Annotated in this window: 18 protein-coding genes; 4 read left to right on the top strand and 14 right to left on the bottom strand. The window is 62.9% G+C overall.

The genetic code is table 11. The annotated features are described in order from the left end of the window. Positions 1-54: 54 nt before the first annotated feature. The 5 genes from AACH39_RS15080 to mltG are packed head-to-tail and all read right to left on the bottom strand — an operon-like array spanning position 55 to position 4244. A complete protein-coding gene (locus AACH39_RS15080) occupies positions 55-831 on the bottom strand; it encodes an MBL fold metallo-hydrolase (protein ID WP_215778011.1) in 777 nt (258 codons plus the stop codon). Beyond that, positions 828-1619: a TatD family hydrolase gene (locus AACH39_RS15075; RefSeq protein ID WP_215778014.1), complete on the bottom strand. Its 792-nt coding sequence runs from the start codon at positions 1617-1619 to the stop codon at positions 828-830. Before AACH39_RS15075 ends, AACH39_RS15080 begins: the two co-directional genes overlap by 4 nt. 34 nt (positions 1620-1653) lie before the next feature. Beyond that, positions 1654-2628 carry a DNA polymerase III subunit delta' gene (locus AACH39_RS15070; protein WP_215778016.1) on the bottom strand — a complete coding sequence of 325 codons (975 nt, stop codon included), beginning with the start codon at positions 2626-2628 and terminating at the stop codon, positions 1654-1656. Next, a complete protein-coding gene (gene tmk, locus AACH39_RS15065; protein WP_215778018.1) occupies positions 2628-3248 on the bottom strand; it encodes a dTMP kinase in 621 nt (206 codons plus the stop codon). The genes AACH39_RS15070 and tmk overlap by 1 nt, the downstream gene beginning before the upstream one ends. A gap of 3 nt (positions 3249-3251) precedes the next feature. Next, the gene (gene mltG, locus AACH39_RS15060; protein ID WP_338620503.1) at positions 3252-4244 is read right to left on the bottom strand and encodes an endolytic transglycosylase MltG; all 993 of its coding nucleotides are present in this window, start codon (positions 4242-4244) and stop codon (positions 3252-3254) included. A gap of 213 nt (positions 4245-4457) precedes the next feature. On the opposite strand from mltG, the gene AACH39_RS15055 reads away from it, so the two are divergent. After that, complete coding sequence (locus AACH39_RS15055; protein WP_215778021.1) at positions 4458-5087, top strand: DUF3313 family protein; 630 nt, start codon at positions 4458-4460, stop codon at positions 5085-5087. A 3-nt stretch (positions 5088-5090) separates the two neighbouring features. Here the strand turns inward: AACH39_RS15055 and AACH39_RS15050 are convergent, their stop codons facing one another. From AACH39_RS15050 to AACH39_RS15035, 4 genes are all read right to left on the bottom strand, one after another. After that, positions 5091-5615 carry a DUF2946 family protein gene (locus AACH39_RS15050; protein ID WP_215778023.1) on the bottom strand — a complete coding sequence of 175 codons (525 nt, stop codon included), beginning with the start codon at positions 5613-5615 and terminating at the stop codon, positions 5091-5093. A 109-nt stretch (positions 5616-5724) separates the two neighbouring features. Further along, positions 5725-6021 carry a hypothetical protein gene (locus AACH39_RS15045; protein ID WP_215778025.1) on the bottom strand — a complete coding sequence of 99 codons (297 nt, stop codon included), beginning with the start codon at positions 6019-6021 and terminating at the stop codon, positions 5725-5727. Positions 6022-6079: 58 nt separating this feature from the next. Next, entirely contained in the window at positions 6080-8560 is a 2481-nt protein-coding gene (locus AACH39_RS15040; protein WP_338620502.1) for an FtsX-like permease family protein, read from the bottom strand. Next, positions 8557-9249 (bottom strand): ABC transporter ATP-binding protein, encoded by a 693-nt coding sequence (locus AACH39_RS15035; protein ID WP_338620501.1) that lies wholly within the window; start codon positions 9247-9249, stop codon positions 8557-8559. The genes AACH39_RS15040 and AACH39_RS15035 overlap by 4 nt, the downstream gene beginning before the upstream one ends. On the opposite strand from AACH39_RS15035, the gene AACH39_RS15030 reads away from it, so the two are divergent. Together AACH39_RS15030 and AACH39_RS15025 are read left to right on the top strand one after the other, a co-directional pair. After that, on the top strand, positions 9248-9841 hold the full coding sequence (locus AACH39_RS15030) for an arylesterase (protein ID WP_338620500.1): 594 nt from the start codon (positions 9248-9250) through the stop codon (positions 9839-9841). The two genes, AACH39_RS15035 and AACH39_RS15030, sit on opposite strands and share 2 nt — an antisense overlap. Before the next feature lie 78 nt (positions 9842-9919). Continuing rightward, complete coding sequence (locus tag AACH39_RS15025; RefSeq protein WP_338620499.1) at positions 9920-11164, top strand: MFS transporter; 1245 nt, start codon at positions 9920-9922, stop codon at positions 11162-11164. Here the strand turns inward: AACH39_RS15025 and AACH39_RS15020 are convergent, their stop codons facing one another. From AACH39_RS15020 to AACH39_RS15000, 5 genes are all read right to left on the bottom strand, one after another. After that, positions 11165-12103 carry an alpha/beta hydrolase gene (locus AACH39_RS15020; RefSeq protein WP_338620498.1) on the bottom strand — a complete coding sequence of 313 codons (939 nt, stop codon included), beginning with the start codon at positions 12101-12103 and terminating at the stop codon, positions 11165-11167. A 117-nt stretch (positions 12104-12220) separates the two neighbouring features. Then, positions 12221-12838, bottom strand: a complete 618-nt coding sequence (locus tag AACH39_RS15015) for a redoxin domain-containing protein (RefSeq protein WP_215778038.1) — start codon at positions 12836-12838, stop codon at positions 12221-12223. Positions 12839-13052: 214 nt separating this feature from the next. Continuing rightward, positions 13053-14837, bottom strand: a complete 1785-nt coding sequence (aspS, locus tag AACH39_RS15010; protein ID WP_215778041.1) for an aspartate--tRNA ligase — start codon at positions 14835-14837, stop codon at positions 13053-13055. Between the two features lie 148 nt (positions 14838-14985). Then, entirely contained in the window at positions 14986-15612 is a 627-nt protein-coding gene (locus AACH39_RS15005; RefSeq protein ID WP_215778043.1) for a DUF502 domain-containing protein, read from the bottom strand. Position 15613: 1 nt separating this feature from the next. Beyond that, positions 15614-15859 (bottom strand): zinc ribbon domain-containing protein, encoded by a 246-nt coding sequence (locus AACH39_RS15000; protein ID WP_215778045.1) that lies wholly within the window; start codon positions 15857-15859, stop codon positions 15614-15616. 238 nt (positions 15860-16097) lie between these two features. Here AACH39_RS15000 and fabI point away from each other — a divergent pair, with 238 nt between their 5' ends. Next, positions 16098-16874, top strand: coding sequence for an enoyl-ACP reductase FabI (gene fabI / locus AACH39_RS14995; protein WP_215778047.1), 777 nt, complete (start codon positions 16098-16100; stop codon positions 16872-16874). Positions 16875-16880: the final 6 nt, after the last annotated feature.

The following is a 16880-nucleotide window of genomic DNA, read 5'->3' as shown; positions in this document are numbered from 1 at the left end:
TTTTACACGTCAAATCGATGATTATTAAATGTTTTTTTGGATATTATTTTGGCATCAGGCGTCCAGCCGAATCCGCAGGCCATCGTAGCCAACTTCGACACCGGGCGGGCATTGTGCCTGCAAGGCGTGATACTCCAGCTCGTGGGTCATGTGGATCAGCACGGTACGCTCGGCCCCGATGCGACTTGCCCACTCGAAGGACTCGGCGACCGACAGGTGCGAGTGATAGGGCGTCTGGCGCAGGCAGTCCAGGAATAACAGCCGCACGCCCTGCAAGCTGTCCATCGTGGCCTCGGGAATGTTCGACAGGTCGGTCAGCCATGCCATGTCGCCAATACGCCAGCCCAGGCAGGGCCAGGCGCCATGCTCCAGCGGCAGCGGGGTCAGACGCACCCCGCCGTGCTCGAAGGGCTGGGTCACCACCACCGGCTCCAGCACCGGCTTGTCCCAGTGCGCCGAGGGGGCCTGCAGCGCGTAGCCGAAACGCTGGCGGATGTTGTCCAGGGTAAAGGCATTGCCGTACAGGGTCAGCGCGCCCTTGCGGCGATAGCAGAAGGCGCGCAGGTCATCGATGCCATTGAGGTGGTCGGCATGCGGGTGGGTGTAGAGTACGGCATCCAGCCAGTCGATGCCGTGCGCCAGGGCCTGGGTCCGCAGGTCGGGGCCGGTATCGATCAGGAAGGTCTGCCCGCCGGCGCGTACCGCCAGGCTGGCACGACGACGCTGATTGCGCGGATCGGTCGAGCGGCAGGTCTCACAGCCACAGCCGATCGCCGGGGTCCCCGAACTGGAGCCGCAGCCCAGCACGATCGCTTCGACAGACTGACTCATGGCGTGACCTCTGCGACCTGGACGCCGGTCTTGGCAAACAGGCGGAAAAAGTTCTCGCTGGTCGCCCGCGCCAGCGTCTCGTACGGCACCCCGCGCAGTGCGGCGATGAACTCGGCCACATGGCGCACATAGGCCGGCTGGTTTTGCTTGCCACGGTGCGGCACCGGGGCCAGGTAAGGGGAGTCGGTTTCCACCAGCAAGCGGTCAAGCGGCACCTTGCTGGCCACTTCCTGCACCTGGGCGGCATTTTTGAAGGTGACGATCCCGGAAATCGAGATATACATGCCCAGATCCAGGGCACGCCGGGCACTGGCCCAGTCTTCGGTAAAGCAGTGCATCACGCCGCCGCACTCGCCGGCCTGCTCTTCTTCGAGCAGACGCAGGGTATCGGCCACCGACTCGCGGGTGTGCACGACCAGCGGCAGACCGCAGGCACGTGCCGCGCGAATGTGGGTACGAAAACGTTCATGCTGCCAGCCGAGGTCCCCCTTGCACCAGTAATAGTCCAGACCGGTTTCGCCGATGCCGACGACCCGCGGATGGCTGGCCAGCTGGATCAGTTGCTCGCAGGACGGCTCGACCGCCTCCGGATTGTCCGGATGGACGCCGACCGTGGCCCACAGATTGTCGTGCTGTTCCGCCAGAGCCAGCACCGAAGGGAAATCGGGCAGGGTCACACCGATCACCAGCGCATGACTGACCTGCTGGTCGCGCATGGCGTCCAGCACCTCGGGCAGGCGATTGGCGAGATCGGGGAAATTCAGGTGGCAGTGCGAATCAACCAGCATGGGGCATCCTTCAGTGAGCGGCGTCACGGCGCGCTCAGGCAAAAATTTTCAGATATTCCATCAGCGCAGACTCGAGCTGCAGCCGGACGTTCAGCGTGTGCTGACCATAGGGGGCCAGACGATCCAGAGCCGCTGCCGCCTGCATTAGCTGCGGCAAGTCGGCTCGGCGGGCCAGATTGTCCAGCGCCACACGATGATCGGGGTAATAGCGCACGATGCCGGACAGACGCAGTGCCGCCAGATCATGCAGCCACATCTGCAGCCACTCCAGCGGCACAGCCAGCGGCAGTTTCTGCTTGTCGGCACGCTCGGCCATCTGCAGCACATTGGCCAGACTCGGCTGGATCAGCCCGTCAATGAATGCCGCCCGGGCGGTGCTCAGCGCCGGGTCGTGGTCAAACAGCGGGGCGCCGCCGTGGTGGGCCAGCTCGGTCTGGGCATCGGCCACCCCCTGCTGGCGCAGCCAGGCCAGGGCCTGCTCCTGCGAGGGAGCGGTCATGGCGAACTGACGACAGCGGCTGCGAATGGTCGGCAGCAGACGCTGCGGCGCATGGGCCACCAGCAGGAACAGCACATCGGCCGGCGGCTCTTCGAGGATTTTCAGCAAGGCATTCGCCGCGGCTGGGTTGAGGGCCTCGGCCGGCTCGACCAGCACCACGCGCTGCCCCTGGCGATGAGAGGTCAGGTGGGCAAATTCGATCACCTCGCGCACGGCCTCGATCTTGATGACCGGCAGTTTGCGGCTGGTCTTTTCCTCGTCCTCTTCGGTGAGCGGCGACAGGCGGCGGAAGTCGGGGTGGCTGCCGAGGGCAAACCAGCGGCAGGACTCGCATTCGCCGCAGGCCGCATGATCGGCGGCGGGATAATCGCACAGCAGCGAGCGCGCCAGCTCTTCGGCAAAGGCGGCCTTGCCGATGCCGGCCAGGCCGGTCAGCAGCCAGGCATTCGGCAGGCGCTCGCGTTCGAGGTTGATGCGCCGCCAATCCTCCGCTTGCCAGGGATAGCGCATCAGACAGACTCCAGCAGGGTGGTCAGACGGGCGGCGATATCGTCGCGGATCACCGCCAGCGGACGGGTCGAGTCCAGCACACAGAATCGCGGGAAAGTGGCGGCACGATCCAGATAGGCCTGTCGTGCACGCTGATGAAAATCCTGCTGCTCGCGTTCGATACGATCCAGGGTACGTTCCCCGGCCATGCGCGCCTTGGCCACCTCGATCGGCACATCGAACAGCAAGGTCAGATCAGGCTGCAGGCCCTGCTGTACCCAGTCTTCCAGCACGGCGATGCGTGCGGACGGCAGGCCACGCCCGCCCCCCTGATAGGCAAAGGAAGAGTCGGTGAAACGGTCGGAGACCACCCAGCGACCGGCGGCCAGCGCCGGCCGGATCACGCGCTGGATGTGCTCCTGGCGCGAGGCGAACATCAGCAGGGTTTCGGTTTCCAGCGAGACCTCGGTTTCCGGTGCCAGCAGCAGCGCGCGCAGTTTCTCGGCCAGCACGGTACCGCCCGGCTCACGGGTAAAGACGGCATCGATGTGGCGCTCGGCCAGCCATTGGCGGATGAAGTCCAGATGAGAACTCTTGCCGGCGCCGTCAATACCTTCCAGCGTGATGAAACGGGGACTCATCAATCAGTTGCCCTTCTTGAGAATGTACTTGCGCACAGCATCATTGTGCTGATCGAGGGTTTGCGAAAAATAACTGCTGCCATCGCCGCGGGCAACGAAGTACAGCACATCGCTGGCCGCCGGATGCGCGGCGGCCGCCAGCGCGGCCGAGCCCGGCAGGGCAATCGGCGTCGGGGTCAGCCCGTTGCGCGTGTAGGTGTTGTACGGCGTATCCCGGCGCAGGTCGGCCTTGGTGATATTGCCATGGTAGGCATCGCCCATCCCGTAGATGACGGCCGGATCGGTCTGCAGGCGCATGCTCTTGTTCAGCCGATTGACGAACACGGCGGCAATCATCGTCCGGTCCTGCGGCCGCGCGGTTTCTTTTTCCACCAGACTGGCCAGGGTCAGCAACTGGTAGGGAGAACTGACCGGCAAAGTACTGTTGCGCCCCTGCCAGGCCTCGGCCAGCTTGCGCTGCATGGTGACATAGGCACGCCGATAAATGTCCAGATCGCTGGAACCGGGCGTGAAGTAGTAGGTGCTGGGGAAAAACAGCCCTTCCGGATGCGGTTCGCTGGCACCGATGCGCGCCAGGATTTCGCCATCGCTCAGGCCGGCGGTATCGTGCGTGACATCCGGATGCTGATCCAGCAGATTGCGGAACTGGCGGAAGGTCCATCCCTCCACGACCGTGGCACTGGCCTCATCAGGATTGCCCTCGGCAAAACGCTGCAGAATGCCCCACAGGCTGATCGAGCCATTGAAACGGTACTGGCCCGCCTTGATGCGGCGATCCGTCCCCTGCAGACGGGCCAGCAACACCATCACGCCCCGGCTGCGCACCACCCCCTCCTGCTTCAGGCTGGTCGCTACCTGCGACAGGGTGCGGCTCGGGCCGACGGTAATCGTGTATGGCGTGGCCGGCGGTTCGATCGGCACGAACACCACCCAGGAAAGCCAGACAACCGCCAGCAGGAATGCTGCCAGCACCAAACGGGTCAACCATTTCATCATCTACCGCGTCCGCAATGTCAATACGCCTGACCGGCCAAGCGCCGGTGAGAAAAAGTATGTGCATGATAGCAGACTGCGCCGCTTCTACCGACCCTCTCCCTGCCTCCGGCCAGGAGAATTCTGCCCGGCAGGCTGGTCGACCTGACGTCTGCGCCGGAACCATTGCCTAGCACTTTGGTCTCTTTTAAACCTTCTGCATAGGTTTAATGATTTATGAATGCCTTCTACAAACTGGCCTGCGCACTGGTGGCCTGGTCGGCCCTGTCGATGTCGGATGGCGCACTGGCAGCACAACCGCTGTCCTCGCTGCCCATGACGGCCTTCCAGATGTCGCAGGAGCATCCGGAACGATTCAGTTTTGTTCGTCCCGGCGTGGATCTGAGCCAATACCGCGGCGTGATGCTGGCGCCGCTGTCTTTCATCGCGGCATCGGGTGCGGACTGGCAGTTGCAGCGCGCCAGCGCCGATCACCCGCTGGAGCAGCATTTCCGCCTGGTCATGAGCGAGGCGCTGCAGGCCCAGGGGCTGTCTCTGGCCGCTGAGCCTGCCAGCGATATCCTGTGCCTGAAGCTGGCACTGGCGCACCCCGCCGACCCGGCGCTGGTGGCGGCCTCGCTGGATTTGAACCGTCTGACCGACGGCGTGGCGCATTATCTGTCTCAGGTGCAGATCGTCGGGGAAGTGGCGGACTCACACAGCGGATTGCTGCTGGCCGGGGTGGCCCAGCTGGGTCAGACGCCGCATTCGGGCGGCAAGCGCAGTGACATGACCGCCCTGCTGGATGACTGGAGTCTGGCCAGTGCCAGCAGACTGGCGCAGGCTCTGGGCCGGGATCAGGCCTAGGCGTCAATCGCAGGGATCGACCTCGATACCGTATTGGCGCCACAGCCGGGGCAGGGTTTCCACCTGAAGCGGAATCTCGCCCTCCGGCAGCGCCACGCTGCCAGGCAGCGATGACAGCATGCCATCCCAGTGCGGCATGCATTCTGCCACCACGCTGGCCAGTTCTCGATCGTCGATGAGAGCCAGGGTACCGTCGATGTCGAGCAACATCTCGCCATCCGGTGTCACAAAAGCACTGCGGGCGGGGCGGACCGTCTCTCCGGGCCGTATCTGCCAGCCATGACTCACGCGCCTGGCAACATACGGTGCTGTCTCCAGGGCCACATAGACCTTTTGCGGGCCATTCTGCACGTAGTAGCGCCCCTGGCCATCACAACCGTAGTTGCGCTGGAAAAAGGCATTCATTGCATCGTGTGACAACCGTTCGTCACGCAGCCACCAGTGCCCGCGGGCATCCAGCCGCAACCAGCCGAAGACAGCGGCCACATCCGGCCATTTGGCCATCGCGGCAATGACTTGCGCATCCATGCACGCTCCTTGTCGATACGGTTTGCTGACATCAGGCATCTTACCCGAAATGGATAAGATGCCTGAATATCATGACCGACCCGGCAAGATGATCGCGCCGTGCCGGTACTCAGCGCAGATCCGGATCACCACCGAGCGCCTGCAGCAGCGCATCGGGATCCTGATCGCAGGATCGCAGCGCCTCGCGCACCTTGTTGTAGGCGACGCTGGCTTCGGCCGGATACTTGGTGAACGGGGTCAGACTGTGATGCTTCCAGCCGGCCGCTGCCATGATCTTCTTGTGGAAGGGCGGTGCTGCCGTCCCCCCGCCGACCAGTTGCATCAGATAGCGGTCGATCAGAATGTGCGGATGGGGGTCGCGCGACAGGGTGCTGAAATGCTCCGGCTTGACTTCATTGAATTCCATGTTCACTCCTCCACTCAGGTACTTTTCATCAAAGCCCAGCCAAGGCATTTTTTCCAGTTCATCCGTCACGCAGCAGGCGCAAGGGAGACTGGCGCAACAGCTGACCGCATATCGGCCAGCCCGCCAATGGCACCAGGAACATGCCGCAAAGCATGCCCAGTAAAGGTAAAAGCCCGTTGAAGTGCCAGGGCAGATCAAACAGGACCCAGCCCGCCAGCGCACCGAGACACATGGCACCGCTGCCGGCAATCAGGCCGGTCACCGCCCCCAGGCTCAGCAATTCGCCCAACACCACCGCCAGCAACTGCTGTCGCGAGGCACCGAGCGCCCGCAGCAGGGCCGCATCGCTCAGGCGCTCATCACGGGTCGCACCAAGCGCCGCCCACAGCACCAGCAGACCGGCCATCAAGGTCAGCACGAACAAGGCCTCGATAGCCTGCGCCAGACGCTCGATGATCTCCCGCACTTGTGCCAGCACCTCGCTGACATCGATGAGCGTCAGATTCGGCATGGCCTGCACCAGTTGTGTGGCAAACAGCGAACGCCCCGGTGGCAGATAAAAACTGGCCACCAGACTGCCCTGTTGCGACGCCAGCATCGGCCGTGTCGCGAGCACAAAGAAATTCACCCGGAAGCTATCCCAGGCGAGCTGGCGCAGATTCATGACCCGCCCCTGCAAAGGGGTGCCGGCCAGGTCAAAGGTCAGACGATCGCCCAGGCGAATCCCCAGTTTCCTGGCCAGCCCCTGCTCGACGGAAAACGCCCCGCTGGCATCCGGCGACCACCATTGTCCGGCGACCAGCTGGTTACCCGGCGGCGGCGTGTCGCGCCAGGAAAGATTGAACTCACGCTGCAGCAACCGCTGCGTTTCACTATCTGCATAGTGCGTTGGGACGATCGGGCGATCATTGATGGCGATCAAACGGCCCCGCACCATCGGGGCCGTCTCGGGGACGGGCAGGCCCGCCGAGCGAAACCGGGCGCTGAATGCCGCAAGCTGGTCCTCCTGCAGATTGAGGACGAACTGATTCGGCGTATCGGCCGGCAAACTGGCCCGCCAGGCCTGCAGCAGATCCGTACGCACGACGGTCATGGTCAGCAGGGCCATCAGGCCGAGCGACAGCGCCAGCACCTGCAGGACGGCAAGCGCGGGTCGCCGGCCAGGGGCTGCCATGCCAAAGCGCCAGCCAACCCCGGCCGCGTACCGCGACAGATAGCGCATCCCCTGCACGGCCCCCCAGGCCAGCCCCCCGGCCAGCAAGGCATAGACCAGGATGGCGACAAGCAGCCAGACGGCAGGCCCAGGCTCGCCCACCTGCCACAATGACAGCGCCAGCAGCACCAGCACACTGAATACCGACAGCAGCAGCCCGGCCGGCTGCGGTCGTAGGCCGGCCCGCAGGACCGCCATCGGCGGCACACGTTGCACCATCAGCAGCGGCGGCACAGCCAGCCCCAGCAGCAGCAACAGGGCGCTCAGCGGCCCCTGCGCCAGCAACCAGCGTGAAGGGGGCGGCAGACTGTCGAGCTGAGCCGGCAAGGCCACCCGTGCCAGCACCTCCTGCAAGCCATAACCGGCAAGGCTGCCACAGGCGCCGGCCAACAGCCCGACCAGGAACAGAATGCCGGCAAACAACCCGGTCACCTGCCGTCGTGTCATACCCAGGCAGCGCAGCACGGCCACCTGTTGCCAGTGACGGGCCAGATAGCGGCGCACCGCCAACAGGGCGGCGGCCGCCGCCAGCGTGACCGTCAGCATGGCACTCAGGCCGAGAAAACGCTGTACGCGATCCATGGCCTGACGCAGCGCCAGCTGAGCGGATTCGGCGCTCTCGATGCGCGCCCCCGCAGGCAGTTGCGGCCTGGCCCACTGCAGCCACTGTCGCACACGCGCCGGCTCCCCGCTGACCATCAGACGCCAGTTGGCACGCGCACCCGGCAGCAACAGGCCGGTCGCCGCCAGATCCTGCTGGTTCAGCAGCACTCGCGGCATAAAGTTGAAAGCATTGAGCGCCTGATCCGGTTCGCGCAGCAGTTCGCCGCCGAGCCGCAAGGTCAGCAGCCCCAGCCGAAGCCTGGCCCCCGGCCGGACGTCAAGCCGCGCCAGCAGGCGGGTATCGGCCCAGATTTCGCCCGGGGCCGGCTGGATACGCCCTTGCACCACCCGACCATCGGCCAGACGCACGCGCAACACTCCCCGCAGGGGGTAGTTGCCGGGGATGGCGCGCAGGGAGGCCAGCATCATGGCTTGTCCGCTCGATACCATCGAAGGAAAGGTCACACTGCGGCTGACTTGCAGCCCGTCGCGCTGCGCCCGGGCGGCCAGCCCTTCCGGCAAGGGTGTATCGGCCAGCAACACACCATCGGCAGTCAGCAGTTGCCGGTTCTGCAGGCTCATTCCCTGCGTCACCCGATCCGCCAGCATGCTCACGCTGCTGGTAGCACAGACGGCCACCAGCAGGGCCAGCCATAACAGGCGCAACTCGCCGGATCGGCCTTCGCGCCAGACAAAGCGCCAGCTCAGCATCCGCCGTTTCATGAGGGCTCGGCCTGCAAATGGCCATCCTGCAGGCGGTACACCACCTGGCAGCGCCCGGCCAGAGCCGGGTCGTGCGTCACCAGCACCAGGGCCGTACCCTGTTCACGGTTCAGCTCGAACAGCAGCTCGATCACTTGCTGCCCCGAGGCGGCATCGAGATTGCCGGTCGGCTCATCGGCAAACAACAGCGCCGGATGGCCGACAAAGGCACGTGCCAGGGCTACCCGCTGCTGCTCGCCCCCCGAAAGATGGCGCGGATAGTGCGCCAGCCGATGCGACAGCCCCACCCTTGCCAGCATCTGCGCCGCCCGCTCCCTGGCCGGGTGAATCCCGCTCAGTTCCAGCGGGAGCATGACATTCTCCAGCGCCGTCAGTTGCGGCATGAGCTGAAAGTTCTGGAACACGAAACCGACACGCTGCCGCCGCAATCGCGCTCGACCGTCTTCGTCGAGTCCGCCCAGCGGCGTCGAGAACAGTGCGACCTCGCCGGCAGAGGGCTGGTCCAGTCCGGCCAGCAGGGCCAGCAACGTCGATTTGCCGGAGCCGGAAACGCCGACAATCGCCACGCTGTCGCCCTGATATACATTCAGGTTGATGTCATGCAGAATGGGAATTGTTTCATTTTGAAACAGAATCTGTCTGGCCAGGCCACGGGCTGTCAGCACAATTTGCTCCGGATGATCTTGCATGCGTTTTCGACGCTTCCATTTGGCTGGGTTGTTGATCTGCGGCCTGTCGCTGCCGCTGCAGGCCGCCACGGTCATGGTCTTTGGCGACAGCCTTTCGGCGGCTTACGGACTGTCGCCATCCCAGGGCTGGGTCGCCCTGCTGGCACGGGATCTGGCGCCGAAGCACAAGGTCGTCAATGCCAGTCTGTCCGGCGAAACCACTGCCGGCGGGCTCAGTCGCCTGCCCCAGGCGCTGGCGACGCACAAACCGGACTGGGTGATTCTCGAACTCGGTGCCAATGACGGTCTGCGCGGCCTGCCTCTGCCCGCCATGCAGGCCAATCTGCAGCGCATGATCCGGTTGAGCCGCCAGGCGCATGCCAACGTACTGCTGATCGGCATCGCCTTGCCGCCCAATTACGGACCGGACTACACCCGGGCATTTCACGCGGTGTACGACCGGCTGGCGCGTGAACTCAAGTTGCCCTATGTCCCACAACTGATGGCGGGCTTCGCCGGCGACCTGTCGCGTTTTCAGGCGGATGGCATTCATCCGGCGGCGTCGGCGCAAGGTCAGATGATGCAGACCGTCCGGCAGGCATTACCTTTATGAATTATGCGCCAGCACACAGGGTGCGGCGCAGCGATTGGTTCAGAAATATGACTGAACCGTAACGGAAATCACCGACTCATGCCACGCTCGACTTTACTGCGCCTGCTTGCCCCCTACCGCGGCCTGCCGCGCACGGTCTACATCCAGATCGTCTGCTCCTTTCTCAATAATATGGGTGGCATGGCCAAGCTGTTTCTGCCGCTGTATCTGCATGCCAACTATGGCGTGCCCTATCGCTGGGTCGGGCTGATGGTGTCGGCCTACGGCATCGGTGCCCTGGTCGGCTCGTATCGCGGCGGCAGCCTGTCCGATCGCTACGACAGCCGTCTGCTGTCCAAGCTGTTTCTGGCCGGAGCCAGCATCAGCATGGTGCTGCTGGCCCTGCCGATCCCGCTGTGGCTGTTTGCTCCGGTACTGATTGTGTCCGGCTTCTGCGACGGGGCCTTCCGTCCGGTCAATCAGCGACTGGCACTCGAGCCCTGTACGCCGGAGCAGCGAGGGCAGGCTCAGGGCATGTTGCGCGTGGCGATCAATCTTGGGGTGGCGGTCAGCGGCATTACCGGTGGTTTTCTGGCGACCCTGGGCTATCAGTGGGTCTATCTCAGCAATGGGATCGCGACCGGCCTGGGGGCCCTCTGGCTGGCCTGGGCCTATCATCGTTATCCGGTGGTGCTGGAGCGACGCCTGCAGCGGGGCGAAGTGACGACCCCGACGACGGCCAGCCTCAGTCCCTGGCATGACCTGCCCTTTCTGCGACTGATGTTCGGCATGGTGATTGCCGCTGCCGTCTTCGATCAGATGTATTCAGTGCTTGGGCTGTATCTGGCTGAGTACAACCATCTCGGACCGCACTGGCTGGGCATCCTGTTTACCATCAACGGTCTGATGGTGGTCTTCCTGCAAGTGCCGGTGTCCCAGCGGATGAACCACTGGGGGATCGGGCGTTGCGCCCAGATCGGGGTGATGCTGACCGGGTTCAGCTACCTGTTGCTGCTGGTCAGCCCACACCCGCTCTGGCCGGTGCTGGCCGCTATCGGGCAGACCTGTGGTGAACTGCTGATTTCACCGGCTTTCATGCTGCTGGTGATGCGGCGCTCGGAAGGTCGTCTGCGTGGGCGCTATATGGGCATGTACAGCTCGGCCTGGGCAGGCCGCACCCTGTTTGCCCCGGCGCTGGGCGCCTGGGTCTACGGCACGGCCGGCGGGGTGACGCTCTGGGTAGGCTGTGCGCTGGCCACCACCCTGGCGGCGCTGATCCAGATGGCACCGCTGCGGCAAATCCTGCAACCGGGCGTCCCGGCCTCCCTGCCGCAGCAGGCCTGATCACTGCAAGAAGTCATGGATGCGCCGATAGGTTTCGGCACACACCGCAGGCACCAGCCGTTCCAGATTCAGGAAGGCATGGATCATGTCCGGCTTCTCCTCGTACGCCACGTTGACGCCGGCGGCCTGCAGCGCCTGACTGTACTGTCGTGCCTCATCGCGCAGCGGATCGAAGCCGGCGCTGATCACCAGCGTTGCCGGCAGGCGCGGGCCGATCGGCAGGTAAAGGGGTGAAGCCGCACGGCGATCCTCGCCATGCTGGAAGTACTGGTTGAAATACCAGGCGATGCGTGCCCGGGTCAGGAAGTAGCCGTCGGCATTCTCCTGCATCGACGGTGACGTCATGGTGTAGTCCAGCGAGGGATAGATCAGTACCTGCCGGTGGATCGACACCTCGCTCTCATGCTGTGCCCAGGCACATCCGGCGGCCGCCAGCGCGGCCCCCGCCGAATCGCCAGCCACCGACAGGCGGCGCATAAAGGTCAGCTGACGCCCCTGCAGCATGGCAAATACCCCCTTGATGACGGTGCGGGTATCCATCTGCGCGGCAGGATAAGGGTTTTCCGGGGCAAGGCGATATTCCGGTACAACCACGATATGACCGGTGGCGGCAGCCAGCCGCCGGCTGATCGGATCATAGACGCTGACCCCTCCGGCGGTATGTCCTCCGCCATGCAGGAACAGCAACACCGGGCATGCTTGCGTCGGGGCCGGATGATAGATGCGTACGGGCACACTATAGTCGTGGCCGGGGATGAGGTCATCGTTGACCCAGGCGATGGGCGGCCCCTCACTTACCATCTGGCGGGTCAGACCGGCAAGGGCCTCGCGCGCGCCAATGGCGGTCGGCTTGTATCCGTCCGCCATCATCTGTGCCACGCGCTGGTTGAACTCGGCCAGCCAGCTGGCCAGGGCCGGGTGCAGGGCTTGTGTGCTCACCGTCGCGTCTCCCGCAGATAAAATGACTACATCATTATCCGCAGCAAAAAACGAAAAGGCCAGCCGGTGAGGGCTGGCCTTTGATCCGTTTGGAGACAGGAACGGACGTCTTGAGACTTACAGGTCCTTGGCGTTTTCTGCCAGGTAAGAAGCCACACCGCTGATGCTGGCTTCCATGGCCTTCTTGCCCTTGTTCCAGCCTGCCGGGCAGACATCGCCGTTCTCTTCGAAGAACTGCAGGGCATCGACCATGCGCAGGGCTTCGTCGATATTGCGGCCCAGCGGCATGTCGTTGACGACCTGGTGGCGCACCACGCCGCTCTTGTCGATCAGGAAGGTGCCGCGGAATGCCGGACCATCGACCGACTCGACATCGAACTCGCGTGCCAGCACGTGGTTGACGTCAGCGACCAGGGTGTAACCCACTTTACCGATACCGCCCTTTTCGACCGGGGTTTCACGCCATGCATTGTGGGTGAACTCGCTGTCGATCGATACACCGATCACTTCGACATTACGCTTTTTGAATTCTTCGAGGCGATGGTCGAATGCAATCAGTTCGGACGGGCAAACAAAGGTGAAGTCCAACGGGTAGAAGAACACGACGGTGTATTTGCCGGCGGTGGCCTTCTGGAAGTTGAAGTCTTCAACGATGTTGCCATTGCCCAGTACGGCGGCAAACTTCTTGTCTGCATCATGGAAAAACGGAGCTTGCTTACCAACTAGTACTGCCATCATGGATCTCCTTTTTTAGCATCTGTTTGGCGTCTGGCGCCAGGAGTTGGCATATTTATAGCCCAGACAACACCAAACGGGAAATAGTAAATTAATATCGAGGTAATTAACTTTCTCAATGCACCCGGTAGATCAGCAGCTTAGGCTCGCTATAGTGACATAAAAAAACGGATGCCGTGGCATCCGTTTTTGATCAGCGCGCTGGCCGGGCCATTTACTGGCCTTCGGTCTTGCGCAAGCGCAGATTCAGTTCGCGCAATTGCTTGTCGTCGACGTGGTTCGGCGCCTGGGTCAGCAGACACTGGGCACGCTGGGTCTTCGGGAAGGCAATCACGTCGCGGATCGACTCGGCACCGGCCATCAGGGTCACCAGACGATCCAGGCCAAAGGCCAGACCACCATGCGGCGGCGCGCCAAACTTCAGGTTGTCCAGCAGGAAGCCGAACTTGTTCTGTTGCTCTTCCGGCGTGATCTTCAGTGCGGCGAATACCTTCTCCTGCACTTCGGCACGGTGGATACGGATCGAACCGCCACCGATTTCCCAGCCGTTGAGCACCATGTCGTAGGCGCGCGCCAGGCAGGCTGCCGGATCCTTGTCCATCAGGTCTTCGTGCCCCGGCTTGGGCGAGGTGAACGGATGGTGGCAGGCGGTCCAGCGATCGTCTTCCTCGTCATGCTCGAACATCGGGAAGTCCACCACCCACAGCGGCTTCCAGTCCTTGCTGGCCAGGCCCTTTTCATGCCCGATCTTGATGCGCAGGGCACCCAGCGCCTCGTTGACCACCTTGGCACGGTCGGCACCGAAGAAGATCAGGTCACCGTTCTGGGCACCGGTACGCTGGATGATTTCGGCCAGCGCGGCTTCGGACAGGAACTTGACGATCGGCGACTGCAGGCCGCTGTCTTCGCCATTGCTCAGCTTGCTGACGTCATTGACCTTGATGTAGGCCAGACCCTTGGCGCCGTAAATGGCGACAAACTGGGTGTAGTCATCGATTTCCTTGCGCGACAGGCTGGCACCACCCGGAATCTTCAGCGCAGCGACACGGCCGTTCGGCAGGTCGGCGGCGGCGCGGAACACCTTGAACGACTCGGTCTTCATCAGATCGGTCAGTTCGGTGAACTGCAGCGGCACACGCATGTCCGGCTTGTCGGAACCGTAATAGAACATGGCATCGGCATAGGTCATGCGCGGGAAGGCCGGCAGGTCGACGCCCAGCACGTCGCGGAAGATCTCGCGCGTCATGCTTTCGGTGATGTCCATGATCTCTTCTTCACCCAGGAAGGAGGTTTCAATATCGATCTGGGTGAATTCAGGCTGACGGTCAGCACGCAGGTCTTCGTCACGGAAGCACTTGGTGATCTGGTAGTAGCGGTCGAAGCCGGCCACCATCAGCAGTTGCTTGAACAGCTGCGGCGACTGCGGCAGGGCAAAGAATTCGCCCGGGTGCACGCGGGACGGCACCAGGTAGTCGCGTGCGCCTTCCGGCGTCGAGCGGGTCAGCATCGGGGTTTCGATGTCGATGAAGCCCATGCGGTCGAGGTACTGACGCACCCCCATGGCCACGCGGTAGCGCAGGCGCAGGTTCTTTTGCATTTGCGGACGACGCAGGTCGATCACGCGATTGGTCAGGCGAACGTTTTCCGACAGGCCTTCGTCATCGATCTGGAACGGCGGGGTCACCGCACTGTTCAGTACTTCGATTTCCTTGGCCAGGATCTCGATTTCACCGGAAATCAGATTGGCATTGGTGGTACCGGCCGGGCGCTCGCGCACGATACCGGTGATCGACAGGACGAACTCGTTGCGGCTGGCATCGGCGGTAGCAAAGGCTTCCGGGGTATCCGGATCGATCACGACCTGTACCAGACCTTCACGGTCGCGCAAGTCGATGAAGATCACGCCGCCATGGTCGCGACGGCGGTGTGCCCAGCCCTTGACCGTCACGGTCTGGCCCAGATATTTCTTGTCAATCAGTCCGCAGTAATCGGTTCGCATATTTACAATCGCTTCAAGTCATTCATTCGTAAAGAGGGGTAGCTTAACGCGTTTGAGCGCCGAATCAAAATCCGGCGCCCGGCAAACGGACAGATCGTGGCAGGAACAGCAAAAAACCGGCCGCAGGCCGGTTATCGGCTTTCCCTGTTCAGGACTTGCGCTCGGTTTGCGGCGCGACGACCCCCATGGAAATCACATACTTCAACGCGTCGTCGACGCTCATGTCGAGTTCGCGCGTATCCTTCTTGGCCACCATGATGAAGTAGCCGGATGTCGGGTTGGGCGTAGTCGGCACATAGACGCTGATGTACTCGTCCTCGCCCAGCAGCGGGACCAGGTTCGCCGCCGGCTTGCCGGTCTGGAAGGCGACCGTCCAGGCGTCCTGATGCGGGAAACGCACCAGCAGGGCCCGGCGGAAAGCCTGTCCCGAGTCGGACAGCAGGGTGTCACTCACCTGCTTGACGCTGTTGTAGATCGACTTGACCACCGGGGTGCGCGAAATCACGCCATGCCAGAACATCAGCAGACGCTGGCCGAGCACGTTGGCCGTCAGCATGCCGGTGCCGAGCAGCACCAGCACGGCGAAGACGACCCCGAAGCCCGGAATGTTCACGCCGAACAGATGCTCCGGCCGCCAGGCGGTCGGCAGCAGGTTCAGGGTCTGGTCCAGCGTGCCCACGATCAGGTTGAGCACCCAGAGCGTCACGGCCAGCGGCAACCACAGCAGCAGGCCGGTGACCAGATACCCCTTGAGGGTCATCTTGATGGGTTTCATGTCAGGAGTGGCTGCAGGATCCGGAACAGGTGTGACCGCCACCCGACTCGGCCACCGGGCAGCTGCCGCCCTTGAAGTCGGTGGCATACCAGCCATTGCCCTTCAGCTGGAAACCGGCCGCCGACATCAGCTTGCGATATTGGGTACTGCCGCAGGACGGGCAGCTGGCAATCTGCTCATCGCTCATCTTCTGCAGGTGTTCTTTCTGGCTGCCACAGTCGTCGCAGCGGTATTCATAAATCGGCATTTCTCGTACTCCGCATTCTTGACATTGACACGGTCGGGACCGCGTGCCCCGAACCGCTGCACCATGCAAGCGCAGATGCGGTCAAACGGCACAAACTCAAGGGGACTTGCCCCCGGAACCCCGATTATATCTGACAACACGTGGGATCGCAGCCCACAACGTATGGAAACATTCCTGATATTGCATTGCAACAAAACAAGACTACCATGAAGTATTTAAACCACTTACAGAGGTAGGCATGAACGTCAGCGGCAACATCATTGCAGGCAAGAAGGGACTGATCGTCGGCATCGCCAACGACCAGAGTATCGCCTACGGCTGCGCCACAGTGCTGCGTCAGCTGGGTGCCGAACTGGCGGTCACCTACCTGAACGAAAAAGCCGAGAAATACGTCCGCCCCCTGGCCGAAGGTCTCGATGCCAAACTGATCCTGCCGCTGAACGTCGAAGAACCCGGCCAGATGGCTCAGGTGTTCGACACGATTCGCCAGGAATGGGGCCATCTCGACTTCGTGGTCCACTCGATCGCCTACTGCCCGATGGAAGACCTGCACGGCCGCGTGGTCGACTGCTCGCTCGACGGGTTCCAGCAAGCGATGCGGGTTTCCTGCTACTCCTTCCTGGAACTGGCACACCACGCCGAACCCCTGATGACCCATGGCGGCACATTACTGACCATGAGTTACTACGGATCGGATAAAGTAGTAGAAAATTACAACATCATGGGACCGGTCAAGGCGGCGCTGGAAAGCGTCAGCCGCTACATGGCCAACGAGCTGGGTCCCAAGGGCATCCGCGTGCACGCCCTCTCGCCCGGACCGCTGAAAACCCGTGCCGCCTCGGGCATCGCCCACTTCGACAGTCTGATCAGCGATGCCATCGAGCGGGCGCCCCAGAATCGCCTGGTCGATATCGAGGACGTCGGTCAGGTCGCCGCCTTCCTGATTTCGGATGCGGCGCGTGCACTGACCGGTGCCACCATCTATGTCGATGGCGGCTTCAACATCATGGCCTGAGGGGAA

It is taken from the genome of Paludibacterium flexuosum (assembly GCF_037076605.1).
Taxonomy (GTDB): domain Bacteria; phylum Pseudomonadota; class Gammaproteobacteria; order Burkholderiales; family Chromobacteriaceae; genus Paludibacterium.
The sequence above is the reverse complement of the archived record's forward strand: the minus strand, read 5'-3'. Positions and strand labels throughout refer to the sequence as shown.